The organism is Companilactobacillus allii (genome assembly GCF_001971585.1).
GTDB classification, from domain to species: Bacteria; Bacillota; Bacilli; order Lactobacillales; family Lactobacillaceae; genus Companilactobacillus; species Companilactobacillus allii.
In genome coordinates, this window is sequence record NZ_CP019323.1 from 571,585 (window position 1) to 587,965 (window position 16,381).

13 protein-coding genes are annotated in these 16,381 nt (G+C 34.9%); 9 read left to right on the forward strand and 4 right to left on the reverse strand.

The features are described 5' to 3' along the window. Positions 1-141 precede the first annotated feature (141 nt). Genes BTM29_RS02775 through cydC form a run of 4 tightly spaced genes read left to right on the forward strand, consistent with a single transcriptional unit; the run spans position 142 to position 6,069 of the window. A complete protein-coding gene (locus BTM29_RS02775; protein ID WP_076614050.1) occupies positions 142-1,584 on the forward strand; it encodes a cytochrome ubiquinol oxidase subunit I in 1,443 nt (480 codons plus the stop codon). Then, positions 1,581-2,594 (forward strand): cytochrome d ubiquinol oxidase subunit II, encoded by a 1,014-nt coding sequence (gene cydB, locus BTM29_RS02780; protein ID WP_076614051.1) that lies wholly within the window; start codon positions 1,581-1,583, stop codon positions 2,592-2,594. Before BTM29_RS02775 ends, cydB begins: the two co-directional genes overlap by 4 nt. Beyond that, positions 2,595-4,340: a thiol reductant ABC exporter subunit CydD gene (cydD, locus tag BTM29_RS02785; protein ID WP_076614052.1), complete on the forward strand. Its 1,746-nt coding sequence runs from the start codon at positions 2,595-2,597 to the stop codon at positions 4,338-4,340. It abuts the gene before it with no gap. Further along, entirely contained in the window at positions 4,327-6,069 is a 1,743-nt protein-coding gene (gene cydC / locus BTM29_RS02790) for a thiol reductant ABC exporter subunit CydC (protein ID WP_076614053.1), read from the forward strand. Before cydD ends, cydC begins: the two co-directional genes overlap by 14 nt. Positions 6,070-6,263: 194 nt before the next feature. On the opposite strand, the gene BTM29_RS02795 is transcribed toward cydC, so the two are convergent. Next, a complete protein-coding gene (locus tag BTM29_RS02795) occupies positions 6,264-7,235 on the reverse strand; it encodes a polyprenyl synthetase family protein (protein ID WP_076614054.1) in 972 nt (323 codons plus the stop codon). An 82-nt stretch (positions 7,236-7,317) separates the two neighbouring features. Here BTM29_RS02795 and BTM29_RS02800 point away from each other — a divergent pair, with 82 nt between their 5' ends. Continuing rightward, positions 7,318-8,232, forward strand: coding sequence for a 1,4-dihydroxy-2-naphthoate polyprenyltransferase (locus tag BTM29_RS02800; RefSeq protein WP_076614055.1), 915 nt, complete (start codon positions 7,318-7,320; stop codon positions 8,230-8,232). Here the strand turns inward: BTM29_RS02800 and BTM29_RS02805 are convergent. Then, entirely contained in the window at positions 8,229-9,425 is a 1,197-nt protein-coding gene (locus BTM29_RS02805; protein ID WP_076614056.1) for an acetate/propionate family kinase, read from the reverse strand. The two genes, BTM29_RS02800 and BTM29_RS02805, sit on opposite strands and share 4 nt — an antisense overlap. A 137-nt stretch (positions 9,426-9,562) precedes the next feature. Here BTM29_RS02805 and asp1 point away from each other — a divergent pair, with 137 nt between their 5' ends. Next, complete coding sequence (gene asp1 / locus BTM29_RS02810) at positions 9,563-11,479, forward strand: accessory Sec system glycosyltransferase Asp1 (protein WP_076614057.1); 1,917 nt, start codon at positions 9,563-9,565, stop codon at positions 11,477-11,479. 71 nt (positions 11,480-11,550) lie between these two features. After that, the gene (locus BTM29_RS02815) at positions 11,551-12,483 is read left to right on the forward strand and encodes a glycosyltransferase family 2 protein (RefSeq protein ID WP_076614058.1); all 933 of its coding nucleotides are present in this window, start codon (positions 11,551-11,553) and stop codon (positions 12,481-12,483) included. Between the two features lie 45 nt (positions 12,484-12,528). Here BTM29_RS02815 and BTM29_RS02820 read toward each other — a convergent pair whose 3' ends face one another. Then, positions 12,529-13,350 carry a tyrosine-protein phosphatase gene (locus BTM29_RS02820; protein ID WP_076614059.1) on the reverse strand — a complete coding sequence of 274 codons (822 nt, stop codon included), beginning with the start codon at positions 13,348-13,350 and terminating at the stop codon, positions 12,529-12,531. Positions 13,351-13,354: 4 nt separating this feature from the next. After that, positions 13,355-14,629 (reverse strand): PTS sugar transporter subunit IIC, encoded by a 1,275-nt coding sequence (locus BTM29_RS02825; protein ID WP_083685906.1) that lies wholly within the window; start codon positions 14,627-14,629, stop codon positions 13,355-13,357. Between the two features lie 263 nt (positions 14,630-14,892). On the opposite strand from BTM29_RS02825, the gene BTM29_RS02830 reads away from it, so the two are divergent. Next, entirely contained in the window at positions 14,893-15,657 is a 765-nt protein-coding gene (locus tag BTM29_RS02830; protein ID WP_076614060.1) for a MurR/RpiR family transcriptional regulator, read from the forward strand. Positions 15,658-15,786: 129 nt separating this feature from the next. Continuing rightward, positions 15,787-16,374, forward strand: coding sequence for a TetR/AcrR family transcriptional regulator (locus tag BTM29_RS02835; protein WP_076614061.1), 588 nt, complete (start codon positions 15,787-15,789; stop codon positions 16,372-16,374). The last annotated feature ends 7 nt before the right edge of the window (positions 16,375-16,381 follow it).

The window sequence follows — 16,381 nt, forward strand, 5'->3', positions numbered from 1 at the left end:
ATTTAAGCACAAAATCATTTTTTTGATTTTGTGTTTTTTTTCAAAATTAGGTGCTTATTGTTGATTATTTCACTAAGTAATCATATGATAAACGTGTATATTTAGGGATTACAAATATTGTTCATAAGGAGGCTATTTACCATGCTTGATATTGGTTTAAGTATCGTCTCTTTGGCTCGTTTTCAGTTTGCTATGACAACCGTTTTCCACTTTTTCTTTGTCCCGTTTTCTATTGGGATGGCGGTTTTAGTTGCAACTATGGAAACTCTCTATGCAGTCAAAAAAGACAAGGTATATCTTGATATGGCGAAATTCTGGGGGAAGATATTTCTTTTGAGTTTTGCTGTTGGTATTGTTACAGGTATTATTCAAGAATTCCAGTTTGGTATGAACTGGTCTGAATACTCACGTTTCATGGGTGATGTATTCGGTGCACCATTGGCTATTGAAGCCTTATTAGCATTCTTCATCGAATCTGTTTTTATTGGGATTTGGATGTTTACTTGGGATAGATTCAAACCAGGCCTACATGCACTCATGATTTGGATGACTGCTATTGGTACTATGTTATCTGCTATTTGGATCCTAGCTGCTAACAGTTTCATGCAACATCCCACAGGATTCAAAATCAACAACACAACTGGACGTATTCAATTAACCGACTTTGGTGCTGTGATTACTAATCCTCAATTGTGGAGAGTCTTTCCACACGTTATTCTAGCAGCTATTATGACTGCTGGATGTGTTATTGCTGGTATGAGTGCTTGGGGACTATTGCGTAAGAAGAAAGATGAGAACCATTTCTTCAAAGTCTCACTACGTTTTGGTCTTTGGGTAAGTTTAATTTTTGCTATTTTATCCGCTGGTGCCGGAGATCTTCAGACTCAACAGATCATCAAAGATCAACCTATGAAGTTCGCTGCTACTGAAGGTATTTATAAAGATACTAAAGACCCTGCTCCATGGACTGTAGTTGAAGCTATTGATGCTAAGAATCACACAGCATCTAGCCAAGTCGAGATACCCAAGGTATTGAGTATTCTTGCATATCACAGATTAAGCGGTTCTGTAAAAGGTATGAATTCTATCAATAAAGAACTACATGCTAAGTATGACAAGAAATTTGGAAAAGATATGAACTACTACACTCCACCTAAGACTTTATTCTGGAGCTTTAGAGTCATGACTGGTATCGACCTTTTGGTAATGTTAATTGCCTTTTTGGGAGTTATCTGGTCACGCAAAAAGAAAGATACTATCGAGAACAAGAAGTGGTTCATGGTTATCGTCGGATTAGCCATCTGGGTTCCATTTATTGGTAATTCAGCTGGTTGGTTCATTACAGAATTTGGACGTTACCCTTGGATTGTTTATGGACTGTTCACTATTGCTGATGCTGTTTCTCCAACCTCAACTGTTGGTACATTATTGTTCAGTAATATCGTTTACTTCTTATTATTCACACTACTTGGTGGCGTTATGATCTGGTATAGCAGACAAACACTCCATCACGGACCTTATTACGAAATGGAAGATTCAAAACAAAATGTTGATCCATTTGCAAAGGAGGCCTTTGTAAAATGACACTCGCTAATTTATGGTTTATATTAATCGGTTTATTATTTTCAATATTCCTATTTTTAGAAGGATTCGATTTTGGTGTAGGAATGTCGACACGCTTTTTGGCAAAGGACTTTGATGAACGACTCGCACTAATGACTTCGATCGGACCTCACTGGGACGGTAATGAAACATGGCTAGTTACAGCCGGTGGTGCAATGTTTGCCTCATTACCACTAATGTATGCTTCATTATTCTCAGGCTATTACATTGTCTTGTTACTAGTCTTAGTTGGTTTAATTCTTCGTGGTGTTTCGTTTGAATTCGTTAAACACGCTGAAACAAGAACTGGTAAAAATATTTGGATGTGGACTTTCTTTGTAGGAAGTTTCATGGCACCATTCTTACTATGCCTAATGCTTTTAAGTATGGTTCAAGGTATCCCCATGAATGCAAACGGTGATGCCTTTCCAAAATTCTTCGACGTTGTTAATTTATTATCAGTTGTCGGAGGTGTTGCTGGTACACTTTTATCCTTAGTTCATGGCTTGAATTTCATCAGATTAAGAGTAGAAGGACCACTACGTGATCGTGCTCGCAAGCTCAATCAAATTCTTTATCCAATCCTTTTCTTAGGTGAAGTAGTCTTTGCAGTACTTGTATTCTTCCAAACAGACTTCTTTACTAAAAGATTCGGTTCATCATTATTTATTACAGTATTAATCGTTCTCTTCTCACTTCTCGGCTACTACGGAGTGTTAAAGGACAAGGAAGGCTTTAGCTTTGCTGGTAGTGGATTATCACTCAGTATGGTTATCGTTCTTTTGTTCAATGGATTATTCCCACGTGTTATGATCGCTACAAATCCTGCACACAGTATTTTAATTAAAAATGCTGCTAACTCGCACTATACATTGACGATTATGACGATTGTTGCTGCTATCTTGATACCAATTGTAGCTATATACTTCATTTGGTCATACACACTCTTTACTAAGAGAATTAATCCAAGGGAACATACGGTGAAATATTAAATGATCGATAAGCGTTTATTAAGCTTACCGGGAACAAAGAGGCTCTTCATAATGCTTGCAGGACTAACGTTCTTGCAAGCATTTGCTATATTATTCCAAGGTAAGTATTTAGCAGAAGCACTAGTAAATTCGTGGGAACAAAAATCGCTCCAAACTATTATTCTACCAATGTCTTTATTTGCAGTAGCCTTTTTATTAAGACATTGTTTTAACTGGATAAATAATAAAGTAGTTGAAAATTATGCCGAAAATACCTCAGAAGAAATACGTTCTAAATTACTTGATAAAGTCTACACATCAGGACCATCAATGATTTCTGAAGAAGGTACCGGTAATTTAGTAACTGCATCTCTTGATGGAATTGACTTAATCGAGAACTATTTCAAACTCATCTTTACAAAACTGATGAACATGTCTATTATTCCACCAGTTTTACTGATATATATTTACACACAAAACTTAGCCTCTGGAATAACTCTTACAGTTATCGTTCCATTGGTGATCCTTTTTATGATTATTCTCGGTCTGGCAGCACAAGCTAAGGCAGACTCTCAATATCATCAATATACGATTCTATCGAATCACTTCTTAGACGCTTTGCGTGGATTACCCACTCTAAAAATGTTGGGACTAAGTAAACGTTATGCTAAGAACATTTATACCGTCAGTGACGAGTATCGTCGCCGTACGATGAATACACTACGTATTGCCATTCTATCGACATTCGCACTGGATTGGCTTACAACGCTTGGCATAGCCATATTAGCTGTATTTTTAGGCCTAGGACTAATAAACAACAGCTTCCCACTATTCCCCGCACTAGTAACCTTGATTTTAGCGCCAGAATACTTCTTACCTTTGCGTGACTTTTCAAGTGATTATCACGCCACACTGAATGGTAAGAATGCACTTAATTCTATTTTTGATATTTTAAATTACAAAGATACCGATACCGAGGATGGTCTGGAATCTCTTGAATGGAATGAGAAGTCAGAGGTTGACATAAAGAACCTTGTCTTCAACTATTCAAGAGACCAAAGTAACATTGATTCTAGTCTTGATATCGATCATCTGAAATTATCTGGATATAAAAATATTGGTGTAATTGGTAAATCTGGTTCTGGTAAAACTACTTTGATCCGTGCACTTGGGGGCTTTTTGACACCAGATAGTGGCGTTATAACGATAAATGATAAATCAATCGAACATTTTAAACAAAGATCTTGGCAAAACGAATTAACATTTTTACCACAGTCACCATATCTTTTCGCTACCACTATCGCTGAAAATATCGCATTTTATAAACCAGACGCTACAAAAGAAGAGATACAAGCTGCGGCTAAAAAAGCCGGATTGACTGAGTTTATTGACACCCTATCACTCGGTTATCAAACGATAATTGGTGAAGGCGGACGTGGTATCTCTGGTGGACAACAACAAAGAATCATGTTGGCTCGTGCCTTTCTTGCAAAGGATCGACACGTTCTTATTTTTGATGAACCTACTGCACATTTGGACATTGAAACCGAATATGCACTAAAAAAGCCGATGGAAGAATTATTCAAAAATCACTTAGTGATCTTTGCTACTCATCGTCTACACTGGATTCAAGAAATGGATTATGTCATCGTTATGAGTAATGGCCAGATTGCTGAACAAGGTACTCCTGAAGACCTTTCTAAGCATAACGGTGCTTACAGTAAATTGATTTCTAATATGCGAGGTGATCAAAATGAACTTCTTTAAAACTTTTAAAGGTGACACATGGGTCAAACCGTATATTAAGCAATACAAGGGATTGTTGATTACCGTTTTACTATTAGGCTTGGTAACTTCCATTTGTGCTTCAGCACTGATGTTTACCTCAGGATATACGATCGATAAGGCCGCAACACATCCTGTTAATATCCTATTGATTTACGTACCTATTCTACTAACACGTGCCTTTGGTATTGGACGCCCAACGTTCAAATATATTGAGAGATTAAAAAGTCACAATTGGGTCTTACGTGTTACTTCTAATCTAAGAACTAGACTCTATACCACCCTAGAAAGTGATGCTGCATTTTTGAATGAACATCATAAAACTGGTGATATTATGGGATTATTGTCAGAAGACATCAGTCATCTACAAAATCTCTATTTAAGAACTGTCTTCCCAACCGTTATTTCCTATCTATTAACTATCATTGGATCACTAGTTCTAGGAATCTACAATCCGGCTTTTGGATTCTTTGTTTTCCTACTACTAGCAATTGAAGTTTTGATTGTCCCTTTAGTCTCTGTTTCCATTGAAAGTGCTAGAAGAGTACGTCAGAAACAAATAAAGGCTAATTTATATACTAATTTGACTGATAATATCTTAGGAGCTGATGATTGGATTATTTCCGGTCGTCAAAAAGACTTCAAGAATTTATCTTCATCCAATATTTCTGAACTGAATAATTCTAAAGATAAATCAAAATCCTTTAGAAGAAATCGTGATTTATTTTTACAATTGATCTTTGTTGGAATTGCCATTTGTTTCATCATTTTTACAAATCTGACAATGACAGATGGACAGGAACAAGCCAACTTTGTTTCAGCCGTTGTTCTTTGTTTATTCCCACTATCTGAAACTTTCATCCCGGTTAGTCAAGGATACGAAGAATGGCCCGAATATCGTGACTCAATCATTAGACTAAATTCACTCAAGCCAGTTGAGTCCAACCTTCCAAAACAAGCACAACTTGATCCAAAGAAGTTCGAAAAAATCGATATTGAAAACATCGACTTTGAATATGACGCAGATTCACCTGTTTTAATTAAAAATTTCTCCCAAACCATACAAAAGGGTCAAAAAATTGCCTTGTTAGGACCTAGTGGGATTGGTAAAACAACTATCTTGCAGCTTATATTAGGTGACTTGATCCCTCAAAGTGGTTCGATAAAAGTAAATGAAAAAAACGTTCAAGAACTTCAAGAACATCGGGAACAAATATTCTCGGTATTAAATCAAAAGCCGTTCCTATTCAACACTAGTGTCATGAATAATGTTCGACTTGGTAATGAAAGTAAGTCTGACTCTGAAGTAAAAGCGGCTCTTGAAAAAGTTGGCTTGAAGGATCTAATTGAAACATTACCAGATAAATACAATACACTTGTAGGCGAAAACGGCTCTAACTTTTCTGGTGGTGAACAGGAACGTTTGGCCCTAGCAAGAATCCTTCTACAAGATGCACCAGTAGTATTATTAGACGAACCAACTGTTGGATTAGATCCTATTACAGAAAATGACTTGCTGAAGACATTTTTCACTGTTTTAGCAGATAAGACAATAATTTGGGTAACTCATCATTTACAAGGTATCAATTATGTTGACCATGTAATATTTATGAATTCCAAAGAGATTGAGATGCAAGGCTCCCCAACTGATTTATACAAAACCAATAAGCATTTTAGAGAGTTGTATAAAATGGACCAGGGTTTTAAGTGAGAGAGCGTGACAAAACACAATTTTCTCCATAGAATTTAAGAAGTAGCTGTGGCATAACTCGTTTTCTAGCGAAAACGCGTGACAGAACACAATTTTCTCCCTATAAACCCTAAAAGACCGATATTTACTTACGTAAATACCGGCCCTTTAGGGTTTATAAACGAAAACTGAACGTGTTCTGTCACGCTCTTAAACTATTTAATACGTCTCAATAATTTATTAACAACTTTTTTCAAAACAATCTTATTTGTATTATTTGGTAATCTGTTGATCCTTTTTAAGGCGTGTTGATTATAAGTTCTAGCAATATCTTTGGCACTATCAAGATAGCCTTCATTTTCAATGATATCTGCTGCCTTTTTAATATCCGAGTCACTCAAATCAGACTCTGATAAGATATTGATCAATCGTTCATTCTTATCTTGTAGTCCAAGAATATATGGCAAAGTGTAGACACCATTCTTTAGGTCTTCCAAGTTAGGTTTACCAGTTACTCGACTGTCACTAAAGTCTAGAATATCATCAATAATTTGAAAAGACATACCAATATCATGTCCAATATTTCTAGATAGACTCGTTAATTTCTCATCCGCACCACTGACAATAGCACCCATTTCAGTACTTAAGCTGAACAATTCTGCTGTTTTGCCAGAAACTTCGCGAATATACATTTTTGCTGTTGCATCAACATTATAATTGATCAACATTTGATCCAATTCCCCAATTAAGATCTTTTTCATGCTTAAAGAGTTCAATAAAATATCACTTTTCTTCACTGAATATCTAGAGATCATCTCAAAGTATAATGTGAACAAGTAATCTCCAGCATATATAGCGTTACGCTTTCCGTAACGGGTATGAATTGTAGTCTTACCGCGACGTAGCGGTGAATCATCAATGACATCATCATGAATCAACGTTGCAACGTGTAACAACTCTACTGAAGCGGCTAGTGGTATTAGTACCTCATCTGGTTTTCTATCAGGTCCAAAAGAACTGAACAATAGAAAAAATGCCGGTCTAAGCATTTTCCCACCAGATGTTAAATCAATTATCATTTGACTTATTTGCCTATTTCTAATCTTAACGCTGCTATGAATAAAGGCAGTCGTCTGATCTAACTTACTATCGACTTGCGGATAGTCTTTCCAAATTGAATGCGCCATGAAATCCCTCTCACCCTATTACTTGTAGTATTGCTTAAACTAATTCTATAATATAGTTTATCAAATCCAAAGGAATGATTTTGTGAAACCGTCTGTATTTTTCGAATTAGTTGAAATTAAAGCAAAAACTGCCAGTGTTTTCCCATTTCTAATGGGAACATTGTACTCATACTATCACTGGCAGTCCATTAATGCTCTTGATTTAATTTTATTCTTCATCGCCATGTTTTTATTTAACATGGCTGTTGATATCAATGATAATTATTGGGACTACAAAAACGCTACTGGAGCAGAGAGTTTTCGTAGGAATACCAACGTTATCGGTGTTAATCATTTGAACATCCATCTAATAGGCTGGATTGATTTTACCTTCACAGTTGTTGCCGCACTTATTGGCATTTTTATCGTATACCGTACAGGTTTACCGTTATTATTCATGGGAATATTCTCATTTGCTGTAGGCTTTTTATATGCCGGTGGACCACACCCTATTAATCGTGGTCCATTAGGAGAATTCTTCTCAGGTTTCACAATGGGGTTCGTAATTTACCTAATTTCAATTTACATCAACGTCTTTGATTCACCTGCAGTGATTTTGGACTTTAAGTTTTACGGTGATGCACTACTCTCTTCACTACTGACCGTATTCTCAATTTCCAATCTTCTTCTAGCCAATAATATTGCTGACGAAGAGGAGGACAAAACACTAGGTCGTAAGACACTCGTCTATTACCTAACCAAGGACAATTCGATTTTTATATTAAAATCCCTATACGTCCTAGGATTCTTAGCCCTCACTTGTTCAGTAATAATTGGCCTATTACCAAAAATGATGCTATTAACATTCTTAATAGCACCAATCGTATATAAAAATACCAAATCATTTTGTGATAATCCTATTAAAAAAGAGACATTTCCCTTTATCATAAAAAATCTCTTGATGATCACATTGACCGAGGTAGTAACTTTCTTAATCGGAGTTTTGACCAACTTCTAAAGAGTCAGTAACTGCGCAAACTTATAAGTATCTTGAGCAATCATTAATTCTTCATCTGTAGGCACTGTATATGCAGCAATCTTGGAATCATCTGTAGTGATACGGACTTCTTTTCCACGTAATTTGTTGTTATCAGCGTCTATTTTTATGCCTAAATAACTGAAAGCTTCAAGTATGTCGCCACGAACTTCAGGAGAATTCTCACCAACACCGGCGGTAAATGCTAATACATCCACTCCACCCATTTCAGCGATATAAGATCCTACGTACTTAATGATACGATTACGGAAAATATCCAACGCCAATTTAGCACGCTTGTTGGTATCTTCAACAGCCTCAATGTCACGCATATCTGCAGAAACACCGGAAATACCGAGTAAACCAGATTTGTGATTCAAAATATCGATCATGTCATCAATATCAGTCAATCCTAACTTCTTCATCAGATAAGGTAAGATAGAAACATCAATATCACCACTTCTAGTACTCATTGTTATCCCAGATAGCGGTGTGAATCCCATTGAAATATCAACGGCCTTGCCATTTTTAATAGCACTTATCGAAGCTCCGCTACCTAGATGCATAACGATAACGTTCTTATCTTCAATACCACCATCGACTAGTTCATTCAAACGTTGTGCAATGTAGCGATGACTCGTTCCATGTGCACCATAACGGCGTGCTTTAAATTGCTTATAGTCGTCCAAATCAACACTATATAAATAATTTACTGCTGGTATGTCAGTGAAAAATGATGTATCAAAAACTGCTACTTCAATTGCTCTAGGAACTAATTTCTTAAAAACATTAATATAATATGCTTCTATTTTGTTATGTAATGGTGCATATTCTGATAATTGAAGAATTTTATCCAAGTTTTCTTCTGTAACAATCTCTGAATTCTTGAATTCCTCACCACCAGCTACAACACGATGTCCAAAGGCCGCGATGTCTTCAAACCTTTCAATAATGTGTCTTTCTTTAAGAGCATCAAGAACTGATAAAACGGCGATATCATTGGACTCAATGGCTTCTTCGTGCTCAATTTTTTCACCATTATATTTGAGTTTAAATATCGACTTAGGTGATCCCAAACGATCGATCATACCAGAAGCAATTGTCTTTTTTTCGGGCATCTCAAACAGTTTCCATTTCAAAGTTGAGCTCCCCGCATTTATGGCCATTATCTTCATATGTAAAACTCCCTTATTTTTGATATTCACATTTAACTCAAGTGGTTGTCAAACCGCTTCACAACAACTTTACACCACTTTAAAAAAATGCTACTCTGTAGTAACTATTATAAGACTTTTGTTGGGGGAATTCATTCGTGAAATTTTTAGATATGCTACGTAAATTAGATAATGAGCCGGAAAAAAGTTCTACAAGTACTGACAGCGCTTCCACTCAGGCGCCAAAAGACAATTCGGATAGTACCGAAAAAGTCGAAGAAAATAATTTAAATAATGAAGTTGCTGAACAAAAAGAACAGCTTCCAGTTACAACGCATGACAAACGCGTGAACATTGAAGAACAAATGGACAGTCTTTCCAACCACTACGCTCAACTCCGTAACGATCTAAAAACAAATCTTTTCTCAGAAAAAGATGAACATGAAACAAAAAAAGAAACCCTCGACAAATATTTGAATACTCTTAAACGTGATCAAAAAGAATCTAATGAAAAGCTTGCAGATATTAAAGCACAAAACGACGATGCCGAGATCGAACGTCTCGCTGGTGTTCATGCTGATCAAAAGGAACAACAGGAATTACTCAACCAATTTAAAGAACAACAACAAGCATTATCTGACAAATTGACTGATGCCAATGACCAATTAAATAATAAGCAAGACGAACTAGAGAAGAATGAAAAATCTGAAACTGACATGTCTGCTTCTATAAAAGAAGAAAAAGACCTTCAGAAGATGATGGTCCTGATGGAAAATCAGAAGAATTCAATCGATAAACTATATAAAGAACGTGCAAATGTTCAAAAAGATATCGATAATATCAAAGCTGATATTAATTCACTTCAAGAAAATGTAGATAACGTAAATAAGAATCTTAACAGCACTACTTCAACTCTTGACCTACTTAAATCTAAGGTAAATCAGATCGAAGATAAAATTAAAAACGACAAAAACTACCGTATTGAAACAACTGCTGGACTGGAAAGACATCTTCAAAGCCTTGCAGATGAACGTGAAACAATTGAGGGTGAACTTAAAGAAGTTAATGACAATATTGACTATCTTGAAAAGTACATCAAAGATGTTTTCCATTCAGCATACTTGGTACGTGATGTTTATTTAGATTCAGACAAAGACTACTACGTAGTGGCTGATTCATTTGATGCTGAGTCAAAACAAGATGTTTTCGATACCATCAAACTAATCGAGACTAAGTTACAAAAGCCAGTTACTCTAGTTTCTACTTTCTATAACAATCACTTAAACGACATAATAGATAAGAGTGCCAAGAAATCTAACATTCATATTCCAAATGTAGTCAGCTTGTTTGACCAATTACAAGCTAGCTCTAATCCAACGACTAATACTGTGTCTATCCCAGAAAACGACGGTTGGGTGACTCGAACAGACGTTAAGACTCATGACACTGTGATTTATGACCAAAGTAACACTTTACTAATGACTGTCGAATATAGTGAAGATAAGAAAATCGATCGTATAAACTACTACAAGAACGATCAAGTAGTTAAAACTAATCTTTATAACGATGCTGGTCAATTGTCATCAGTCAAAAACTTCAATAAAGAGAAGGTTCTTACTGAACATAACTTCTATCGTACAGACGGATCAATTGTTCTTACTGTTATCTTCGAAGATCAAAAAGCTATCAGCTATCAACTATTCGATAAGAACGGATTATTGGAACATGACTTCAATAACAAATCTGAACTAATCAATTGGTGGTTAGAGAGTATTTCACCTAATACCGATAATGCTATTTTCATCGGTAATAATAACGACCTTCTCTACAATCTATTGATCAAAGCAGACAATTTGGATAGTAAATCAACTATTCCATTACTTCAAAACGTATCTGAAAACATCAAAGATATTATCTCGATGCTTGATAAGAATACTGATATAACTAATATCTTAGTTCAATATAGTAAAGATCTACATGCTATAGAAAGTGAAACTAATCGTGATATTTGCGTTAGTGTCATAAGAAGTTCCGCCAGCGGAGAACTTGCATTACCAGAATCATTGGAAATATAATAGAATAAATATTAATGGGTACTCATCTATTTGAGTGCTCTTTTTATAAGTCTAAGAAAGTGACGTAAACTATGAAAACCATATCCGTAATTGTTCCTTGTTATAACGAAGAAGAAACTATCAATTTGTATTACGACGCTATGACGAAGGTCAAAAATGAAAAAAATAAATTCAATTTTGAATATTGGTTCATCGATGATGGTTCAAGTGATAAAACCCTCAAAGTTTTGAAGGAGCTACAAGCCAAGCATAGCGATGAAGTTCATTATATTTCCTTCTCAAGAAACTTCGGTAAGGAAGCTGCGCTATACGCTGGTATAAACGAAGTTAAGGGTGAATATACCGCCGTTATGGACGTGGACTTACAAGATCCTCCAGAGATGCTTGAAGAGATGTTCGATACTCTTGAAGAAGGCGAATATGACTGCGTTGGTACAGCAAGAATGGATCGTGAAGGTGAAAATCCTATAATTTCATTTTTCTCAAACAGTTTTTATGGTGTTATCAACAAAATGTCACAAACCAAGATTGTTTCTGGTGCCCGTGATTTTAGATTGATGACTCGTCAAATGGTGGACGCTATTCTTTCAATGACTGAATATAATCGCTTTTCCAAAGGGATATTTAGTTGGGTAGGATTTAAAACTAAATACCTTCCATATAAAAACCGCAAACGCGTTGCTGGTGAAACTTCATGGAACTTTTGGAAACTATTCAAATATGCCGTAACTGGTATCATTGATTTTTCAGAACGTCCCTTAATGTTCGCCACATGGATGGGTGTATTTTTCTCTGGTATTTCGATACTCGCAATCATCGGTATCATTATTCGTAAACTAGTCTTCCCACTAAGTAGTGTTACTGGTTGGGCCTCAATGGTTTCAATCATCTTATTAATCGGTGGTATTCAATTATTGAGTATTGGTATTTTGGGAGAATATATTGGCAAAATATTCTTGGAAGTTAAAAGACGCCCTATTTATATCGTTAAAGAAAAAAAATAATATATAATCAAAGAATCCCAGCCCATAAATATGAGTTGGGATTTTTTAGTTTATCAAATAAATCTTTCTTAGTTTATTAATATCTTGTTTATTAAAACCTAAGACATTCTCAATATATCCAAGCGGTGTATCTGCTATTAATTTCATAGTTGAGATTCCAGCATCAATCACTTCTTTTCTTGTCGACATTGCATTAGCTAAATACTGCAATGTAACTTTATCATCAGTATATTGCTCATACTCAGCCATTCTTCTAGCATTACGAGCGGAATTATATTTAGCAGTTAACATGTAATCTTTAATAACATCTTGTTCAGAGACTCCCAATGCAAATAGTACCAATGCAGATCCATAACCAGTTCTATCTTTTCCTCCACGACAATGTTGTAAAACAACGGCATCCAATCGAGCAATGTGTAAATCTAAAACATGACGATATAATTCCTGAGCCTTTGGATCTCTCACAAGTTTAATCATACTTTCCTTTAGTCCATCTACGGATAAATCTAAAGTGCCTTGTTTCTTCCTCGCAATTAACTTATCAATTTTTCTCTTATCTGATTTCAAATCTGCACTTGCCATAGCGGCAGTATCATCATCTGGTGATAAAACATAATATTCAGTATCAGGAATCTTTTTATCTGGTCGATTTATACGTTCGTTAATATTACGAAAATCAATGATTGTAGTTAAATGATTATCTACAAACCACTGTACATCAGCTGGAGTCAAAGTATATAAATCATCTGAGCGATATAATCTTCCCCATTTAACCATTCGCCCATCCTCAGTTTTATATCCACCCAGGTCACGAGTATTAAAAGTTCCATCTAATTGGATTAATCGATTATTTTTAAATTCACTCATATTTCTACTCCTTTTCAACTTGTTCAGCTTCTTGCTCTAATGTTTGTCTATCTAAGAACTTAATAAATGGATAGTAAAGTGCCATAGCAATAAACAATTGAATAACTTGCAATACCGCTGTACGCCAATCTCCAACAATCAGTCCAGAAACAACAGGTATATTCCATGGGAATGTGATACCTGTCATCCGTGGAATTAATTTTAACGAAGTTGCTGCATAAGCCAAACCAACTGAGATTACTGGAGATAGTGTCATAGGAATGAACAAGATAGGATTAAGAACCATAGGAATACCAAATTTCATCGGTTCACTAATTCCAAAAATTGCAGGTATAATGGCTACCTTACCAACTGATTTCATATGATGACTTCGACAAATGAATAATAAAAGAAGTGCTAGTGCAAAATGACGAGGTCCTTTCATGACATCAATAAAAGTTTTGGTTAAAATATTTGGTAATGCCTGTCCTGCTGTATATGCGGCGAGATTTTGTAATTCAAGTGGTTGATATAATGTATAAATAATTGCTGACGTAGCCATACTTCCATGAATACCAAAGAACCACAAGAATTCTGAAAAGAAAAGAATAAATAATAATGCCCAAATAGAACCACCAAGATGCTCTAATGGCGTCTGTACAATTGTATAAACCAAATCATGAATATCACCAAATGGTGTAGCACGTAGAATTCCATTTATTACGAGAACAATTCCAGCAATTATCCAAGCTGGCACTAATCCTGTAAAAGAATTAGAGACTGCAGGTGGAACACTATCAGGCATTTTGATAGTAATGTGTTTATTTTCCAGTAAACAATAGAGTCGAGTCACACTTAATGAAACAATCATAGCAACAAACATCCCTTTAGAACCAAGGTAAGTGAGATCTAATCCAACAACTGCACTTCCTTTAACTTTAAAATTACTGATTGGTGTCAAAAGAAAGAAACTCATAACCGATAGAAGTATCGAATTAACCTTTGATCCATTCAATTTTTTAGAATATTCATATGCTAAAGATATCAAAACATAAATAGAAATCAGATTGGTCGTCATTTGAACTCCCATTGCAAAAATCGAACCAAATCCTATTTTATTAACAAATTCTTGATAACCTGGAAAACCTAAATTTCCAAGAATGGCAAAAACTGAACCAACCATTGTAACTGGCAAAAGTCGGATCATACCATTTGAAATTGCAGAAAGAAGTTTATTAGAAGCAAATTTACCCATGGAACTTTGGATCTTATTAGTAAAAGATTGCATTTTGGCACCCATAAATAATTCCCCCTATTTTATATACCTGAATGATTTCGTAATCATGCTTTTAGAGTACCACCCAAAATTATTTCCATTACTATTCGTATTATTTTATAAAATAAATCACTCATTTAAATATATTTTCCAATTTGGAAAATACTTTACAGAATTACAAAGTCATTGAAATTACTGATTTTTAATACTATTCTGACATTAAATGACAACTGGTTTAAAATCTATATTCCATTTTAGAAAATAATGCAGAAAAGGCGTGAATTTTAATGACATCAGCAAAATTTGATCAAAGAATTATTAATCTAACAAAAGATTTAACAACAAATGAGAAAAGTGTAATTGACTATATTCACACTCATACAGCCGATATAAACAAAATGACGATTTCTCAATTGGCACAAAATGTTCATTATTCTAATTCCTTTATTTCTAAAGTCGTTAAAAAAATTGGTTATGCTGACTTTGCTGAAATGCGATATGAATTGAAAGAAGAGAACGAAAAAAATGATATTTCTAAAGAATTTGATGTTATCAGCCAGCAACGTATAGATATCGCGAAAACAAACAGTCTATTACTTCAAACAAAGTTTGATTCCATTAATAAATTGCTGGATGAGGCCACTGCAGTGTATGTTTACGGTACAGGGCATAGTCAGGCAAACTATATACGTGAATTATCACGTAATTTAATGTTACTAGTTAAAGTTCCAGTCATTCTTCTGTCCGGTTTAAGTGAATTCGAATCTGTTCAACCATCTATAAAGAAAACAGATTGTGTTTTAATCGCATCTATCAGTGGAGAATCTCCAACCGTTATCAAAGGGGTTAAATATTTAGTGCTGAACAAAGTTCCTATTATCAGTTTGACTGAATTCTCAGATAATACCTTAGCTTCACTCTCTACTTATAATTTGTTTTATTACTCTACTCCTATCCCTAATCCTACAGGGCGAAAGGATGTTGTATCCTTCCTATCACTTGGATATTGTATTGACTTTGTTATTCGCGAATATATAGATTATTTAAACTGAATTTTTAAATATCTAACCGAACTAAATTTGCTTACATATTAACTATTTTCATTATCATCTGATAAGTGATACAAATACACACGGTCAATAGTATAATGGATATATTGAACATGAGGATGGATAACAAATATGAATTCACGCGACAAACAAGCTGAGAATACGAAGAACGCAATTTTACGAGTAGCTGCTAAAGATTTTTTATCTCAAGGATATCAAGCTACTTCCACTAGAAAAATTGCTCAAGAGTTGAACATCACTCAACCCAATATGTATCATTATTACAAGAATAAAAAGGTTTTATATGCAAAAGCCATTGAAAATGAGGTTGGTGGTTTCAGTGAAAAGTTATATGCTGAATATAATAAAAATAAGGACCTACCGTTTGATGAAATGCTTACAACCATTTCAACTTTTATGGTAAGTAACTTTAAATTAAACTTTTTTATGTTGCGACATGATTTGGATACTGTTTTTACAGACGATGAGAAAAAAGACATCAGTAAAAATTGGGATGGTGGATATTACAAAGTACTATTTAATATCTTCCAGGCACACAAAGAGGAATTACGCTCAGATCTATCGATTCCTGTTCAAGTAGGAACTTTTTTAACAATGTTAGTTCCTTACATTGAATACAATGAAGCAAAGCGCAAACGAAACATTGCAAATCTGAATACTATGATTAAAATATTCATTCACGGTATCAAAAAAGAATAGGAGAACT